This window comes from Aurantiacibacter sp. KMU-128, assembly GCF_056933515.1.
In genome coordinates this window covers 242,770-258,410 of record NZ_JBXORT010000001.1, presented here as the reverse complement: position 1 = coordinate 258,410, position 15,641 = coordinate 242,770, and the positions used below count along the sequence as shown (strand labels likewise).

Annotated in this window: 18 protein-coding genes and 1 tRNA gene; 8 read left to right on the top strand and 11 right to left on the bottom strand. The window is 62.9% G+C overall.

All coding sequences use genetic code 11. The features are described from left to right. Positions 1 to 363: 363 nt before the first annotated feature. Entirely contained in the window at positions 364 to 1,191 is an 828-nt protein-coding gene (locus ACS0VV_RS01365; protein WP_483530950.1) for a CPBP family intramembrane glutamic endopeptidase, read from the top strand. 113 nt (positions 1,192 to 1,304) lie between these two features. After that, positions 1,305 to 1,853 carry a hypothetical protein gene (locus ACS0VV_RS01360; RefSeq protein WP_483530949.1) on the top strand — a complete coding sequence of 183 codons (549 nt, stop codon included), beginning with the start codon at positions 1,305 to 1,307 and terminating at the stop codon, positions 1,851 to 1,853. 85 nt (positions 1,854 to 1,938) lie between these two features. Here ACS0VV_RS01360 and nusG read toward each other — a convergent pair whose 3' ends face one another. Next, positions 1,939 to 2,478 carry a transcription termination/antitermination protein NusG gene (gene nusG / locus ACS0VV_RS01355; protein WP_483530948.1) on the bottom strand — a complete coding sequence of 180 codons (540 nt, stop codon included), beginning with the start codon at positions 2,476 to 2,478 and terminating at the stop codon, positions 1,939 to 1,941. Positions 2,479 to 2,525: 47 nt separating this feature from the next. Then, positions 2,526 to 2,747, bottom strand: a complete 222-nt coding sequence (gene secE, locus ACS0VV_RS01350; protein ID WP_483530947.1) for a preprotein translocase subunit SecE — start codon at positions 2,745 to 2,747, stop codon at positions 2,526 to 2,528. Positions 2,748 to 3,027: 280 nt separating this feature from the next. Here secE and ACS0VV_RS01345 point away from each other — a divergent pair, with 280 nt between their 5' ends. Then, positions 3,028 to 4,542 (top strand): alanine/glycine:cation symporter family protein, encoded by a 1,515-nt coding sequence (locus ACS0VV_RS01345; RefSeq protein WP_483530946.1) that lies wholly within the window; start codon positions 3,028 to 3,030, stop codon positions 4,540 to 4,542. 89 nt (positions 4,543 to 4,631) lie between these two features. Here ACS0VV_RS01345 and ACS0VV_RS01340 read toward each other — a convergent pair whose 3' ends face one another. From ACS0VV_RS01340 to ACS0VV_RS01330, 3 genes are all read right to left on the bottom strand, one after another. Continuing rightward, the gene (locus tag ACS0VV_RS01340; protein ID WP_483530945.1) at positions 4,632 to 4,781 is read right to left on the bottom strand and encodes a hypothetical protein; all 150 of its coding nucleotides are present in this window, start codon (positions 4,779 to 4,781) and stop codon (positions 4,632 to 4,634) included. A 151-nt stretch (positions 4,782 to 4,932) separates the two neighbouring features. After that, positions 4,933 to 6,090 (bottom strand): glycosyltransferase family 87 protein, encoded by a 1,158-nt coding sequence (locus ACS0VV_RS01335; protein WP_483530944.1) that lies wholly within the window; start codon positions 6,088 to 6,090, stop codon positions 4,933 to 4,935. A 229-nt stretch (positions 6,091 to 6,319) separates the two neighbouring features. Next, positions 6,320 to 6,395: transfer RNA gene (locus tag ACS0VV_RS01330), tRNA-Trp, on the bottom strand. An 89-nt stretch (positions 6,396 to 6,484) separates the two neighbouring features. Here ACS0VV_RS01330 and aat point away from each other — a divergent pair. After that, positions 6,485 to 7,222 (top strand): leucyl/phenylalanyl-tRNA--protein transferase, encoded by a 738-nt coding sequence (gene aat / locus ACS0VV_RS01325; RefSeq protein ID WP_483533477.1) that lies wholly within the window; start codon positions 6,485 to 6,487, stop codon positions 7,220 to 7,222. On the opposite strand, the gene ACS0VV_RS01320 is transcribed toward aat, so the two are convergent. From ACS0VV_RS01320 to ACS0VV_RS01305, 4 genes are read right to left on the bottom strand one after another with little or no spacing between them, the layout of a single operon-like run. After that, positions 7,117 to 7,671: a DUF2155 domain-containing protein gene (locus ACS0VV_RS01320; protein WP_483530943.1), complete on the bottom strand. Its 555-nt coding sequence runs from the start codon at positions 7,669 to 7,671 to the stop codon at positions 7,117 to 7,119. The two genes, aat and ACS0VV_RS01320, sit on opposite strands and share 106 nt — an antisense overlap. Before the next feature lie 4 nt (positions 7,672 to 7,675). Next, positions 7,676 to 8,074, bottom strand: a complete 399-nt coding sequence (locus tag ACS0VV_RS01315; RefSeq protein ID WP_483530942.1) for an NADH:ubiquinone oxidoreductase subunit NDUFA12 — start codon at positions 8,072 to 8,074, stop codon at positions 7,676 to 7,678. Positions 8,075 to 8,129: 55 nt separating this feature from the next. After that, entirely contained in the window at positions 8,130 to 8,642 is a 513-nt protein-coding gene (locus ACS0VV_RS01310; protein WP_483530941.1) for a DUF192 domain-containing protein, read from the bottom strand. Beyond that, positions 8,626 to 9,216, bottom strand: a complete 591-nt coding sequence (locus tag ACS0VV_RS01305) for a regulatory protein RecX (RefSeq protein ID WP_483530940.1) — start codon at positions 9,214 to 9,216, stop codon at positions 8,626 to 8,628. The genes ACS0VV_RS01310 and ACS0VV_RS01305 overlap by 17 nt, the downstream gene beginning before the upstream one ends. Before the next feature lie 138 nt (positions 9,217 to 9,354). Between ACS0VV_RS01305 and ACS0VV_RS01300 the strand changes: the two genes are divergently transcribed. Next, complete coding sequence (locus ACS0VV_RS01300) at positions 9,355 to 11,082, top strand: fatty acyl-AMP ligase (protein WP_483530939.1); 1,728 nt, start codon at positions 9,355 to 9,357, stop codon at positions 11,080 to 11,082. Here the strand turns inward: ACS0VV_RS01300 and ACS0VV_RS01295 are convergent. Then, positions 11,079 to 11,474 carry an MAPEG family protein gene (locus ACS0VV_RS01295; RefSeq protein WP_483530938.1) on the bottom strand — a complete coding sequence of 132 codons (396 nt, stop codon included), beginning with the start codon at positions 11,472 to 11,474 and terminating at the stop codon, positions 11,079 to 11,081. The two genes, ACS0VV_RS01300 and ACS0VV_RS01295, sit on opposite strands and share 4 nt — an antisense overlap. After that, complete coding sequence (locus ACS0VV_RS01290; protein WP_483530937.1) at positions 11,474 to 13,075, bottom strand: TIGR00341 family protein; 1,602 nt, start codon at positions 13,073 to 13,075, stop codon at positions 11,474 to 11,476. The genes ACS0VV_RS01295 and ACS0VV_RS01290 overlap by 1 nt, the downstream gene beginning before the upstream one ends. A 112-nt stretch (positions 13,076 to 13,187) precedes the next feature. Between ACS0VV_RS01290 and ACS0VV_RS01285 the strand changes: the two genes are divergently transcribed. The 3 genes from ACS0VV_RS01285 to ACS0VV_RS01275 are packed head-to-tail and all read left to right on the top strand — an operon-like array spanning position 13,188 to position 15,536. Then, positions 13,188 to 14,396, top strand: a complete 1,209-nt coding sequence (locus ACS0VV_RS01285; protein ID WP_483530936.1) for a toxic anion resistance protein — start codon at positions 13,188 to 13,190, stop codon at positions 14,394 to 14,396. 10 nt (positions 14,397 to 14,406) lie between these two features. Further along, positions 14,407 to 15,228, top strand: coding sequence for a hypothetical protein (locus ACS0VV_RS01280; RefSeq protein WP_483530935.1), 822 nt, complete (start codon positions 14,407 to 14,409; stop codon positions 15,226 to 15,228). After that, positions 15,228 to 15,536, top strand: coding sequence for a polyhydroxyalkanoic acid system family protein (locus tag ACS0VV_RS01275; protein WP_483530934.1), 309 nt, complete (start codon positions 15,228 to 15,230; stop codon positions 15,534 to 15,536). Before ACS0VV_RS01280 ends, ACS0VV_RS01275 begins: the two co-directional genes overlap by 1 nt. The last annotated feature ends 105 nt before the right edge of the window (positions 15,537 to 15,641 follow it).

Sequence of the window (15,641 nt, the reverse complement as noted above, 5' to 3'; positions counted from 1 at the left end):
TAAGGAGCCTTGGACGGATGCTCATGTTAAGCGGTCCAGCGCCGGTGATCGCTCACCGGCTCCCGCACGGAATCCCGAACTGTTTGTAAGGGAGCGGCGCAGATAGCGGCTGGTTGCGGTTTTGCAAGCCTTTTGCGCCTCCGGAGGCGTAGCGACAGAGGCGAACCTGTTACACCTGTTACACCGTTCAGGCGCAAAATCGTTCCGCTTCGTTCGGGGCAGGAGAATGCCATGCTGTGGGCGGCTTCAAGCATAGGCGGCAGCTGTGCCGCAGCCCAACCGATGTAGGAAAGCCCGATGACGCTCTTGCGCCTCTGCCCCGCCCCGCGCAAAGGAGGGGGCAAACGACAACAGGGATCGACCATGGACAATCCGGCTGATGTGTTCGCCGATTCACCGGCCCCGGCGCCGCGCAAACGCGGCGTTACCTTTCCGCCGCCTGCGGTGGAGACAATCGGCTGGGGCCTGCTGATCGCGCAGATCATCACGGTCGCAGTGGTGTATTTCGTCGCCAGCACCGCGCCCGCCATCCCGGCGGCGCTGGCACATTTCCAGAGCGGCGCGACGGGCGAGTTGCAGCTCAATTCCTTCACCACCTGGCTGACCGTCACCGTGGGCATGGCCACCGGACTGTTCGCCGCGTGGCTGTGGCTGCGGCGCGAGGGGCGGGTCGGCGCGGCGTGGACTTTGCGCACGCCTGCCATCGGCTGGCCACTTACATTGGCGTGGGCGGCGGCAGGGACAGCGGTGATTTTCGCCATATTCATCGGCGTCGGCGGGCTTGCCGGAGAATTGGGGCTGGGCGTGCCCGATGCCAGCCTCGTGCTCGATCTGGTGACCGAAAGCCCGACCATGTTCGCGCTGTGGATCGTCGGGGTCGCCTGGCTGGCGGCGGGCACGGGGGAGGAACTGCTCTATCGCGGCTTCCTGATGGACCGGCTGGCGCGCGTGTCGGGCCTGCGCGGCAGACCTTGGCTGGTGATCGTCATCCAGGCCGCGCTGTTCGGCCTCCCCCACGCCTATCAAGGCTGGGGCGGCGTGCTGGTGACAGGCACGGTCGGCCTGTTCCTCGGCTGGCTGCGCTGGCGGATGAACGGCAACCTCTGGGCCTGCATCCTCGCCCACGCGGCGGTCGATACGATCGCGATGGGCGCGTATTATGGCGAGACGATGGGGTGGTTTGCGAATTAGGTGATCGCCGGCCGATACTTGCAATAGGGCTTCATCCCGATAAGTCTCCGCGACGGGAGCGGAGTTGGCGCAATCGCGCGTGCGATTCGGGCTCCAACAGGAATGGGGGTTTTATGAAGAAATATGCGTATATCGCAGCCTTGACTCTGCTGGCTGCCGGCTGCGGCCAGTCTGCACCCGGCACTGCGGTAGCCGAGGATGAAGCGCCGGCCGAGCAGACTACGGACGATGCTGTCGCTGAAGAGGGAGAGGCCGCGTCCGAAGAGACGGCGCCCGTCGAGATGACGCAGGCAGAAATGAACTCGGAAGATCTTGTGCTGACAGTCGAGAACCCCACCGTCAGCGACATAGAGGGTTTCTGGTGGAATGACGGGGACCGGTACGAAACATTTCGCAACAATACCTATTATGCTCGACTTATTGGTGAAACCGTGTGGAATAAGTATTCCTACACTGTCGTGACAAGCTGCGCGGACAGGACACCCAATGAAGCCGGCTTGGCTTACGCCCTTGAAACTGGTGAGTGCTTCGATGTGAGCGCGGTCCAGAACAACACTTTCACGCTTATTTGGGGAAGCCAGACCTTTACCGAGACCCGCGTTTCTGGCGCACGGGCCGACCAGTTGGAAACGGAATTGGCCGCCTTTATTGCGGGACAGTAACGGCTTGCGACATTTTCCCTAACACGAAGGGCCGCACTGTTCGTGCGGCCCTTCTTGCTTTTACCGGAAATGAAGCCTGCAACCCCTACTTCACCAGTTCGACCTGGTCGAAGTCCAGTTCCACCGGCGTGGCGCGGCCGAAGATCGACACGCTGACCTTGACCTTCGCCTTGTCGAAATCGAGCTCCTCGACTTCGCCGTTGAAGCTCGCGAACGGGCCTTCCAGCACCTTGACCGCATCGCCGATTTCGTAATCGACGCTGATGTCCTTCTTGGGTGCAGCCTTGGCTTCTTCCACGCCGCCGAAATAGCGCGCGGCTTCGCGTTCGGAAATCGCCTGTGGCTTGTTGCCGCTGCCGAGGAATCCGGTCACCTTGGGGGTGTTCTTGACGAGGTGATAGACATCATCCGTCATGTTCAGCTTGGCCAGCACATAGCCGGGCATGAATTTGCGTTCGACCTGCACCTTCTTGCCGCGCTTGATCTCGGTCACGGTTTCGGTGGGCACCTGCACTTCCTCTACCCCTTCGGAGAGGCCGAGGCGTTCGGCTTCCGCGATGATCGCATCGCGCACCTTGTTTTCGAAACCGGAATAGGCGTGAATAATATACCAGCGGGCAGCCATGGTGTGTCTCTAATTTCCCTCAAATTTCCCGAATGTGCGGCGCGGATTTACAGCAGCTCAAGCAGCTGGCGGACAACCCAACCGAAAGTCGAATCGACCGCGAGGAAGAACAGCGACAGCACCACCACCATGATACCGACGAAAATCGCCGTGCGCGATGTCTCGGGCCAGCTCGGCCAGACGACCTTGCGGATTTCCGAACGCACCTGACGGACGAATTCGCCCGGGCTGGTGCGGGTTTTGACGGCGGTGCTCTTTTCCTCGGCCATAGCGGCTCTCGCTCTCATCTTTCACACAAATGCGCCGCCTTCCGGGTAGGACTTCTCGCCGCCCCGAGCCAGTTCTCGGGAGGGGCTGCGTGAATTTCCAATGTCGGAAGACACCGCGCTATCTAGTGGCGTGTTTGCGGCTTGGCAAGGGTGCGGATTGCGACACTCTGCGCCGCAATTGGCCGCAAAAGTGATTGCAAATGTGACCAAGGGGGTTTGCAGAGCGGGATTTGGGCTTTAGCACCCCAGCCTTCGGGGAAAATTTACCAAGGGGTTCCAAGTGGCAGCACAAGAGGCACCGGTCAGCCTGATCGACCGCGTTACGAATATTTCCGACTTCATATGGGCAGGCACCTGGAACGGCGTCGAAGTCATCCCGCTGCCGCCAATGATCGTGGCCCTGCTCGGCATGGGCCTGTGGATGATGATCGGGCTGCGTTTCTATCCCATTGTCAAGCTGGGCAGCGCCTTCAAGGGCCTGTTCGCCGGACGCAAGGGTTCGGGCAGCGGCGAGATTTCGCCGTTTGCGGCGCTCTCCACCGCGCTGTCCGGGCAAGTCGGCACGGGCAATCTGGCGGGCGTTGCCACCGCCATCACCCTGGGCGGCCCCGGCGCGATCTTCTGGATGTGGGTTACCGCCCTGTTCGGCATGGCGCTGGCTTTTGCCGAAGGCTCACTCTCCATCCGCTTCCGCGAGAAGACCTCCGACGGCGTCTATCGCGGCGGCCCGATGACCTACATCATGATGGGGCTGGGTAAGAAATGGACGTGGCTCGCCATCGTCTTCTGTCTCGGCACGCTGTTCTCCGCCGTGGTGACGGGCAATTCGATCCAGGCCAACGCGATTGCCGACGGGATGAACGAACTGTTCGGCATCGAGGAATGGATGGGCGGCCTCATCACCGCGATCCTCGTCTTCATCGTCATCATCGGCGGCATCAAGTCGATCGGCAATGTGGCAGAGAAGGTCGTGCCCTTCATGGCCGGCGCATATATCGTGATGGCGCTGATCGCGCTGATCCTCAATTTCGGCGATTTGGGCGAGACCTTCGGCCTGATCTTCTACGGCGCGTTCAACCCGCAATCGGCAACCGGCGGCTTCCTTGGTGCAGCGATCATTATCGCGATGCGCGCAGGTGTGGCGCGCGGCCTGTTCTCGAACGAGGCCGGGCAGGGCTCCACCGCCATCGCGCACGCCGTGGCGCAGACCGACGATCCCGAACAGCAGGGCCGGATGGCGATGCTGGGCACCTTCATCGATACCATCGTGATCTGCACCATGACCGCGCTGGTGATCCTGACCGTGCAGGGCGATTTCACCGGGGGCGGGCAGCCTGTGCCCCATGCGTGGAATTCCGACCTGAACGGCTTTGCCATGACGAGCGGCGCGTTTGCGGCGGCTTTCCCGCTGGAAATCGTTGGCATTCCGCTGGGCACGCTGATTGCCTCGGTGGCGCTGATCCTGTTCGTCTTCACCACTCTGCTCACCTGGAGCTATTACGGCGAGCGGGCGATCACCTTCATGTATGACCGCATTCCGGGCTCTACCCGTGGTGGCGAGAAGATCCTCCACATGATCTGGCGCGTGCTGTGGTGCGTGGTGATCTATATCGGCTCGACCCAGGATCTGGAGCTGGTGTGGCGTCTGGGCGACATCTCCAACGCCGCGATGGCGCTGCCCAACCTGCTGGCGCTGGCGCTGCTGTCGGGCGTCGTGTTCAAGCTGGCCAAGGGTCAGAAAGACGCTGGCCGGACGCACACTGCGGATACGCCGGAAGAGCCGAACGAGTATTGATAATACTCGGACGGCGGTAACCAACAAAAAGGGCCGGGAGCTGGGTTCAGCTTCCGGCCCTTTTGCTTGGGGCTAAGACCATCGCCTTGTCAGACGCGGCCGAAAAGCCGGTCGAGCCAGCTCGGCTCGTGCATCGGCTGCACCTTGCCATAGGTGGCGTAGCGCAGGCTCGCATCGCTCCAAGGACGCGGGTTGGTCCATGTATCGCCGCGGCTCGACGTGTAAATCCTACTCGACATATCCGGCCTCCTTCATTGACCTGTTTTCCGATGCTGCGACTTGCCTCGACTCGTCGTCAGTGAAGAACGGTCTACCGCAGCCAATCTGAATTGCCGGTGGCGCGGATATTTCGCGGAGGTTCAGTTTTGTTAATGCTGGACGCGCTTCAAGTTAACGCTCGGTGCCACCCCGGCTCCACACCAGCCAGACGAGCAGCAGGCTGGCGAGCGGCATAAGGTTCACCCCCAGCGGCAACGCCAGAGCCCGCGTCGCATAAGGTGCGGCCCAGAGCGCGACGAGCGCCAGCTTCTCGTAATCGCGGAAGCCCCGCGCCAGCCCCTCGCGCACCAGCCACAGCACGGGCAGGATCAGGAAAGGCAGATCATAGCTGAAGAGGTAAGGCGACGTGAGCGCGGTCGCGGCGAGCACCAGCGCGCCACTCGCCAGCATATCGCCATTGAAGCGCCGCGCGGCCAGCGTCGCCAGCACGATCATCGCCAGCGCAATCACGCCGTGCACCGCCAGCGCCAGCATTTCCGGCGCGAAGAGGCTGAGCTGGCTGTAAGGCGTCGCCATGCGCAGGTAGAAGGCCGCATCGGCGCTGCGCATCAGCGCCGCGCTCGCATCCCAACTGGTGGTGTAGGCGAGCATGATCTCCGTGCCGAAGGCGAGCCAAGACAAACCGAGCCAGCCCACCGCCGCAACGCCGGTCGCGATAAAAGCTTTCCACCGCCCCGCGCCTGCCAGCCAGAAGGGGATGAGCAACGCCAGATGCGGCTTGATAACGAGCGCCCCGAGCAAGGCCGCAGCAAGCAGCGGGCGCTTGTCCACCAGCGCCACCCCGCCCAGCAGCAGCGCGCCGGTCAGCAAACCGGTTTGCGCATGGCCTGCGGCGAGCAGGGCTCCGGGAAAGACCAGCACCAGAGGCCACAAGCGGGGAAAGGCGCGGATGCCCGCCCAGGCCCACAAGGCATAGGTCACGGCGACCCACACGATCCACGCAACCGGAAAGGGTAAGGCACCGAAGGGCGCCGCGAGGAACAGGAAAGGCGGCGGATTGACGAAGGCGAACCAGCCGGTGCTGCCCGTGCCGGTCTGCACCCGCTCCTGCACCGCAAGGTCGTAAGCCGCAGCCGGATCGCCCGCGAGCGTGACATGGCCCGCACCCCAAAAGGCGAGGAAATCGGAGCCGTCCGGCCCCATCGCCTTCGCGTAGCTGTTCACCAGCAAAGCAAGGCTGGCGAGTGCAAGAATCGCCGCATATCCGCGCACACGCTCGCCCGTCAGCCAGTCGGCTGTGCGGATGTGGTCGATGATGCGCGCGGTCATAGGCGAGGCCTTAGCGCGATATGGTTAATTTGGGATAGAAGGAAGCTGGATCCCCGCCTTCGCGGGGATGACGAATGAGAGGAGCTAGGCTGCGTTGGACCTTCGAATCGGTCGTTCCAAGACCGACCGAGGCCACGCGGCCGACCCGCAGGTGCCGCGCAGCCGGAACGCAGTCCCGGCGGAGCGAACAGCACCGAGGACGAAAGCGCGGATGCGGTTTCGAAAATAATGGCAGGGGCGAAGGGACTCGAACCCATGACCCTCGGTTTTGGAGACCGATGCTCTACCAACTGAGCTACACCCCTGCAGGGAGGTGCGCCTCTATAACGCGGCGCGGGCGATGGCAAGCAGGGAAGTGGCGACGGACACCGGCGAAGCTGCTAGAGTCGCAGTAATGCACGCGCCCGCGCCTCCGATCATTCCGCCCGAAACGCTGCTGCTCGCCTATCGCAGCGGGCTGTTTCCGATGGCCGATTCGCGGCAGGACGAAGACGTGTTCTGGGTCGAACCGCGCCAGCGGGCTATTCTGCCGCTCGACGGCTTCCGCTGTTCGAAATCGCTCACCAAGATCATCAAGCAGGATCGCTTTACCGTGCGCGTCGATGGCGATTTTGCGGCGGTGATTGCTGCCTGCGCGCAGCCGCGCCCCGATCATCCCGAAACCTGGATCAGCCATGTGATCGATGCGAGCTACCGCAATCTGTACCGCCAAGGCTTTGCCCATTCGGTCGAATGCTGGCGCGATGGCGCGCTGTTAGGCGGGTTGTATGGCGTGGCGTTTGACCGCGTATTCTGCGGCGAGAGTATGTTCAGCCGCGCCGATAATGCCAGCAAGGTCGCGCTCGCATGGCTCGTGGCGCTGATGCGAAGGGCGGGCTACGTTCTGCTCGATTGCCAGTTCATCACCGGCCACCTCGCCTCGCTGGGTGCGGTCGAAGTCAGCCGTGATCGCTATCAGGAAATGCTGCACGCGGCCTGCGCCGCACAACCAGCCATGACTCTGCCGCAAGCGCTTGCGCAGGTGTATCAGGCCTCTTCCGCAGCGGGTTCGGCGGGTTCCGAAGCCGGCGCGTCTGGCGCGTCTTCCTCGCCGGGGAAGCTCATAGCGCAGTCCTTTACCCAGACATCATAGACCGGGTGCTCCACCACATTGATGCTGGGCAGTTCCTTGAACAGCCAGCCGGAGAAGACCCTCATCCATTGCGGTTCTTCGCCCGCAGCAGGGCGTTCATTGACCAGTACCTGCACGAAAGCGCCCGTTTGCTGAGGGTCTTCCCAAGGCGCGGTCCGCTCGCAAGCGGCGAGGCGGATGATGACATCGTCGATCCGCTGCTGCTCGCCGGGGCGCATTTCCAGCTCGCGGGTTTCGTTATTGCGCTTGTTGACGAGGCCGATGGTCGCCATCCGTTCGGCCATCGGTGTGCCGAGCGCCTGCGCGGCCTCGATCCCTTCGGCAACTTCCGGCGAGACATTGCGCGCCAGCTCTTCGGGGATATCGGTCTCTTCCGCCGCCGGTTCGGGCGCTTCGCCGCCGCACGCGGAGAGAGCGGCTATTGCCAGAAGAGCGATGCCGGCGCGCATCCGATCAGCCTTCCGGCGACCACGCTTCGTAATCGCCGGTTGCGCCAGCGCGCTTGCCGCCGCGTTCCAGCGCGCCTGCGGGCAGGTATCGCGAATCGGTGCCGGTGGCGTTGGGCGTGTAGTCGACTTCCCAGATCTTGGGCGGTGGCAAATGGCTTTCGGGCAATTCGTCATACGAACCGTGCAGCCAGCCATGCCATTCGGACGGCACGCGGCTCGCATCATTGGGGCCGTTATAGATCACCCAGCGACGCTCCCGCTGGCCGTCTTTCACCCGCTTGGTGCGGTAATATTTGTTGCCCTGCGCATCGGTGCCGACGTGTTCGCCGTTCTTGAACGACCACCACAGCGTGCCAATGGTGGCACCGTCCCACCAGGTGAAAATTTTCATCAGAAGGCTCATGCGCCCGCCCTTAGCCTGATCATTGCCCTGCGCCAAGCGGGCTTATGCCAATGGATTATTGTTCCCACGAAACGGTATCGCCCGGTTCGATCCCCAGTTCTTCGGAGGTTCCGCCGAGCAGTTCGAGCACCGCGATGGCGGGCGCTTCGGAGTCGACCGTTTCTTCGTTGTAAGGAATGCCCTCGCCGATATTGATGATCGTCCCGTCCTCGGCGATGAAAATGATGTCGAGCGGCAGGAAGGTGTTGCGCATCCAGAAGCCGAGATCGCGCGGCTCTTCATAGGGAAACAGCATCGCGGTGTCGGGCGCCATTTCGCTGCGGAACATCATGCCGCGCGCCTTCTGTTCGTCAGTGGCGGCCACTTCGGTGCGGAAAGTGTGCGTCCCTTCATCGGTGGTGACAGTGACATCGATGACTTCAAGACCCGATTCGGGATCCACATTGTCATTGGCAGCGGCCTGCCCTGCGGCAGTGGTCGGCTCGGGCGTGGCGTCGGCGGTTTCACCATTGCACGCGACCAAGGCCAGCGCGGCCACCAGTCCAAAGGGTTTAAAAAGGGCGGTCATCAGTCTGTTCCTCTGCTTCGGCGAGCCACCGGCGCGCCTGCTCTTCGGTTTCCGCGTCGATTACCGCGCGGGCATGGTCGAATGTGTGGCCTGCGCGCAGCATTGCTGCAATGGCTTTTTCCCGCTTTTCCCTGTCCATAGCCTGACTGGCAAAGGGCCCGAAGCGGCGCTTTTGCGCCAGATGCAGTGCGGCGCGGCGTTTCTCCGCTTCATCGGGCGCCACTTCCTCGCGCACCGGCTCGGCTATACCCGCTTGCCCCAGCGCCTGGCTGACCCGCGCTCCGCCATAGCCGCGCCGCAGCAGATCGCCTGCCCGCATCCGCGCATAGGCTGCATCATCGACATACCCCTTGGCGACGAAATCCGCGACAAGGCCAGCCACATCGGGCGGCGGGTCACCCGCTGCCTCGTCCCAGCCGCGCTCGTAGAGTTTGCGCTGCAAATACCGCTCCAGCTTGGCCGCGCTGGTGGCGTATCGGGCCGCGTAAGACAGTGCCAGATCGTGCAATTGCGCCGGCGAAAGCGGCTTTTTGGGCCGTCGCTCTGTCTTGCGCTTATGTCGATTGCCGTCCATTGGCCTTATTCGTGCCACACTTCCCTTCAAATGGGAAAGTTTACTGCGGTGCCGACCTTTTCCGGCGCCGCATTTTTGAATACGGGGACGCGCCGCAGAAGCGCGGAATGGACATAAAGAGGGTATTCGCACATTCTTATGACTGAGCTGACACCTACGCCAAACGACTGCCCGCTGCCGCGCCGGCGGTCCGATTTCGCTACGTTCAACGAAGCGATCGATTATGCGGCGCGAAGCCTCAAGGGCATGAATTTCCACGACGCGCGGGGGACGCTGGAGCGGGTCTACACCTACACGCAGATGCGTGAAGACGGGTTGGCGAATGCCTACCGTCTCGCCAATCTGGGTCTGGTCAAAGGCGACCGCGTTGCCCTGATCGCCGAAACCGCGCCCGAATTTGTCGCCGCGTTCTGCGGCTGCGTCTATTCCGGCGCATGGCCGGTGCCGCTGCCTTTGCCCACCACCTTTGGCGGCAAGGAAAGCTATATCGAGCAATTGGGCGTGCAATTGTCGAGCAGCGACCCCGCGCTGCTGCTCTACCCTGCCGAAATCGCCGAAATGGGCGCGGCGGCGGCGGCCAACCAAGGCTGCAAGGGCATGACCTGGGACGAGTTTGCCGCGCTCGATGCAAGCGAGACCGACCTGCCCGACGCGGATCCCGACGATATCTGCTATCTGCAATATTCTTCCGGTTCGACGCGTTTCCCCACCGGCGTTGCCGTCACCCACCGCGCGCTGCTGCACAATCTCTATGGCCACGCGACCTCGATGCATATCGGCGAAGGCGATCGCGGCGTCAGCTGGCTGCCTTTCTACCACGATATGGGCCTTGTCGGCTGCTTCCTCTCGATGGTCGGCAATCAGGTGAGCGCGGATTATCTGCGCACCGAGCATTTCGCCCGCCGCCCGCTGGCATGGCTCGATCTCATCAGCCGCAACGAGGGCAATTCGATGAGCTATTCGCCGACTTTCGGCTATGACATTTGTGCGCGCCGGATTTCGAGCCAGAGCCATGTCGCCGACCGGTTCGACCTGTCGCGCTGGCGGCTCGCGGGCAATGGCGCGGACATGATCCGGCCCGACGTGATGCAGAATTTCGTCAACGCCTTTGCCGATGCGGGTTTCAAGGCGAGCGCCTTCACCCCGTCCTATGGCTTGGCTGAAGCGACCCTAGCGGTCACGGTAATGCCGCCGGGCGAAGGGATCCGCGTCGAGCTGGTCGAGGAAGAGCGGCTGTCAGGCGGTGCCCGCGATCTTTCCCGCCCCGCGCGCTACCGCGCCATCGTCAATTGCGGCAAGCCGATGCCCGATATGGACGTCGAAATTCGCGGCGAGAATGGCGATGCCAAGGGCGATCACCAGATCGGCAAAGTCTGGTGCCGCGGCCCCAGCGTCATGCACTCCTATTTCCGCGATCCGCAGGCGACCGAAGACTGTCTGGTCGATGGCTGGCTCGATACCGGCGACATGGGCTATATGGCCGATGGCTATCTGTTCATTGTCGGCCGCGCCAAGGACATGATTATCATCAACGGCAAGAACCACTGGCCGCAGGATATCGAATGGGCGGTGGAACAGTTGCCCGGCTTCAACCACGGCGACATCGCTGCCTTTGCACTAGAGACCGAAACCGGCGAGGAAACCGCTGCCGTGCTGGTGCATTGCCGCGTCTCCGATCCCGAAGAACGGGTGAAGCTGCGCGACCAGATCGCGGACAAGGTGCGCGCCGTAACCGGCATGAGCTGCGTCGTCGAACTGGTGCCCCCGCGCACGCTTCCGCGCACCAGCTCGGGCAAGCTGAGCCGCGCCAAGGCGAAGAAGCTGTATCTGTCGGGCGAGATTATTCCGCTCGATCTGGCGGCCTAACCTACCAGCATAACGCCGAGGACATAGAGCAACGCGACCAGTCCCACGCCCCATACCAGCGTGCGGATGATCGGGATGCCTGTCCAGTAGAGCGGCAGATAGAGCACGCGCGCGCCCAGCCAAACCCAGGCGGCGATTGCCGTCTGCGCATTGGCCTTGTCCGCCAGCACCACGCCAAACAGCGCGATGATCGCCAGCGGCAGCGTTTCGAGGAAATTGCCCCGCGCCCGTTCCAGCCGTGCGGCAAGGAAGTTCAGCGGCGGCAAGTCCTCGTCCCTCGCGCCGGTGTTCCAGTCGACGCCATATTGCTTGGTCTTGAAATGCGCGGCGGCAAAGACGTGGACGAGCAGCAAAATGCCCGCCAGCGCCAATACAGTCAGTTCGGCAGGCATTATTCGCTCTCCTCTTCGCCCATCATCGCCCAATCGAGCGTTACCGTGCCATAACCCGCGCCGGTTTCCTCGGCATCCATAGCGCTTCGCTGCGAAGCGAGCGCCGCGCGCAATGAGGCGATCGCCTCATCAGGCCCGCGCATCTGCACCCGCACACCGGTGCGCGCCTGCGCCCAGTCCGCCAGCATCAGCGCGCGGCGGCCTTCAGCCGTCATGTCCTCGCCCGAAAAAGTGACATCGGGCAGCGGCCGCAGCGGCGGGGTGATGCGGATATCCCATTCGGGCTCGGTCGCATCGATCCTGTTCTCAAGCTCGTAATAGGCCGCAAGGCTCGCGCCATCGAGCGGGCGTGCCACCACCAGCGCGCGGCGGCGTTCGCGGTCCACCGTCACATCCTCCACCGGAACCCCTGCCAGCAGTGCGAGCCGTTCGGCAATGTCCTCTGCCGTGGCGCGCATTTGCGCTTCCTGCTCGCGCGCCTGCGCCAGCTGCGCCTCTTCCTGCGCCTGTGTGCCGGTGCCGATGATGACCTGGCTGAGCGTAACATCAACCTCGCGGTCGAAGCGTTCGGTCAGACGGCGCTCCGCCTCGCCTTCGGCATTTGCGACAAATTCGGGCGTGAAGACGGTAGCGGTGACGTTCATCCTATTGCCGTCGAACGTGCTGTCCACCTGCGCATTGATGGGGCGGTCACCGAACACTTCCTCGACAATCGTTGTCGCGCCGCGCTGGGCGCGGGTTTCGTCGACGATCTGCAACAGCGAAAGCAGCAGCGGCACCGCCAGCACAACAAAGGCGCTGAAGATCAGGAAGGCCTGCATCTGCGTCTGCTTTTCGGTCAGGCTGGAGGAGAAGCCGTAAGCACGCGCCATCGCGGTTGCGGTCAGCGCAATCGCGGTCAAGTTGGTGATAAAGAGGAACAGCGCGCCCCAGAACACCGTCGCGTTCATGGTCGCAAGGCCGAAACCCACCACCGCGAGCGGCGGCATCAATGCGGTCGCAATCGCCACGCCGACGATCGTTCCCTCGCGCCCGCGGATCATCGCATAGGCGCCCGCAATCGACGAGAAGATCGCCACGCCCAGATCGAGCAGGCTGGGTCGTGTACGCGCGGCGATCTCTGCCGTTATCGCTTGCAAGGGCGACATGAAGACGATCAGCGCGGTGAACAGGATGGCAAAGGCCGTGCCAATAGCGAGCGATTTGGCCGACTGTCGCAGCCACTTGTAATCGCCGATGGCCAGCGCAAAGCCGACGCCCATAATCGGGTCCATCAGCGGGCTGAGCAACATCGCCCCGATCACCACCGCTGCGCTGCCTTGCAGCAGACCAAGAATGGCGATCCCTGCCGACATACAGGTCATCAGCAGATAGCGCGCGGACAGGGCGCATTCGGCGCGGCGCTTTTCGATCACCGCGATCTGGTCGACCGTGCCCGAAACGTCCTTCTGCCACCAATGGTCGAACGTATGGAGGAAATCGCTGAGGCCCTGCCGCAGGCTCTTGGCCTCGGTCGGGGCGGCGGCTGCATTGGCCGTGGCGGCTCCGGTTTGGGCCCCGGTTTCTGCCCCGGTTTTTGCTGGCGCGTTTGGTGTTTGCATTGCGGTCCAATATCGCGGAAACTCGCGCTACACAAAGGTTGAAACGCGTGTCTTGCATTCCTAATACAGTGGAAAGCACGCCGCATCAGGGCAGGAAGGGAAGAACGCCGCGATGGCCACGAGCAATGAGACCACAACCGCAACCGCGCTTGATCTGCAACTGACGCCGCCTGATCCGGTGCCCGTCGTCGCTCCCGAAAAGGCGGTGGGCCTTGTTCCCGTGAGCGAGGAGAAGCGCACCGCGTTGCAGCAAAAGGTCGATGGTTTTGTCGAAGAGCTGATTGCGCTGGATGCCAATTCGCCCGATTTCGGCAAGAAGGTGGACCAGATCACCAATATGGGGCGCAAGGAAATCATGGCGGCGAGCCAGATGTCCAACCGCTTCCTCGATCGCCCGGTGCGCGCGATGGACCAGGAATCGGGCGTGGGCGCCGATCTTGCCGAACTGCGCCGCACGGTCGAAGACCTCGATCCCGGCCGCAAGGGCAAGCTGACCGGGCGCAAGCTCCTCGGCATCATCCCGCTGGGCAACCGGCTGAAGAACTATTTCGACAGCTACACCTCGGCCCAAAGCCACATCCAGTCGATCCTCGCCCGCTTAGCCAGCGGCAAGGACGAGCTGATCATGGACAATGCCGCGATCGACGTCGAACGGCAGAAGCTGTGGGAAGCGATGGGCAATCTGGAACAGATGATCCATATCGGCAAATCGCTGGATGCCGAGCTGGAGGAAAAGGCCGCCGAACTCGACGCGACCGATCCGGAAAAGGCCAAGGCTATCCGCGAAACCGCTTTGTTCTATGTCCGCCAGCGGGTGCAGGATCTGCTCACGCAAATGGCTGTGAGCGTGCAGGGCTATCTCGCGCTCGATCTGGTCAAGAAGAACAATGTCGAGCTGGTGAAGGGCGTTGACCGCGCCAGCACCACCACGGTCGGCGCGCTGCGCACGGCGGTGACGGTGGCGCAGGCGATGACCAACCAGAAGCTGGTGCTCGGGCAGATCACCGCGCTCAACCAGACCACCGCGGGCATCATCGATTCGACCGGCGAATTGCTGCGGTCCAACACCGCGCAAATCCACGAACAGGCCGCCAGCAGCACCATCCCGATGGAGACGCTGCAACGCGCCTTCCAGAATATTTACGACACGATGGACGAGGTGGACAGCTTCAAGCTGCGCGCGCTCGATTCGATGAAGCAGACGGTCACCACGCTGTCGGCAGAAGTCGAAAAATCGAAGGGCTATATCGCCCGCGCCGAGGGCCAGGCACAGGCCGCGCGGCAGGTGCAGGATAGCGGCCTGCTGACGCTGGAGCCGTAAGGGCCAGCCGATGAGCAGCATCAACGAGTCCGACCGTATTCTTGCCGAGAGCCGCGCCGTGCTGCGCGACAACCAGAATGGCGGTCGGCACCGGCGGGCGCTGGGGTCAATCGGAGAAGGGTCAGCGCGCATCAGGCGCAGTAACTTCAAGACGCGTATTCGCAACATCATCATCGCTGCTTTTACGATTTTTCTGGCGGCGGGAATCGCGGGAGCGATGTTCAACGGTATCGGCTTCTGGGGCGTGATGATGGTGCTGGTGAGCGTGATCGTCGCCACCGCCATCTTCTCGAATTACCCCAAAGTGAAGGTACCCCAACGCGCCGACTTACGCCGCACCCAGGACGCGCGGCAATTGGTCGCGCGCACCGAATTGTGGCTCGAAAGCCAGAGTGCCGGCCTGCCCGCGCCTGCGCAGACCATCGTCGCGCAGCTCGGTACGCAACTGGATGCGCTGGGCCAGCAGCTCGCCCATGTCGATCCCGCGCATGAGGCGGCGGGCGAAGTGCGCAAGCTGGTGGGCGAAATCCTGCCCGAGACCATCGAAAGCTACACCCGCATCCCCGCGCATCTGCGGCAGGAGGAGCGCGCGGGTTCGACGCCTGACCAGCAGCTTGTCAGCAGTCTCGGCAAGATCAGCAAGGAGATCGACAGCGTCACCCGCCAGCTTGCGCAAGGCTCGCTGGATGATCTGGCGATCAAAAACCGCTATCTCGATTACCGCTACGGCGATGCCGACGGCATGGCGCTGCCCGAACCCGCCGAGCAAGGTTCGGGCGTGCCGCTCCCCGATTTCGACCGCGCCAAAACGCCCAGCGGACCGGGCAGCTGATGGACGTTTCGGTTCCCCATAATCTGGGCCGCGAAGAAGTGCGGCGGCGGCTGCGCGAAAAGGGCCACACGATCGGCGATGGTATTCCCGGCGGCATGGCCGAGGTCGTGACCGACTGGCCGAGCGAAGACCGCATGACAATGGCCATCAGCGCGATGGGCCAATCGCTCACCGGCCATATCGATATCGAAGACAATGCCGTGCGCATCGCGATGCAATTGCCGCCTGCCCTGGGGTTCCTCAAACCGATTGTCGATGCCGCGATCCAGCAGCATGGCGAGAAATTGCTGGAGCCTCCGAGGGATTAGAGGCGCCTTTTTCGGCTGAAATCCCCCCTCCCCGTGGGGAGGGGCCGGGGGTGGGGGTTCCACGCCACTGATGCCGAACCCCCATCCCAACCCTTCCCCAAGGGG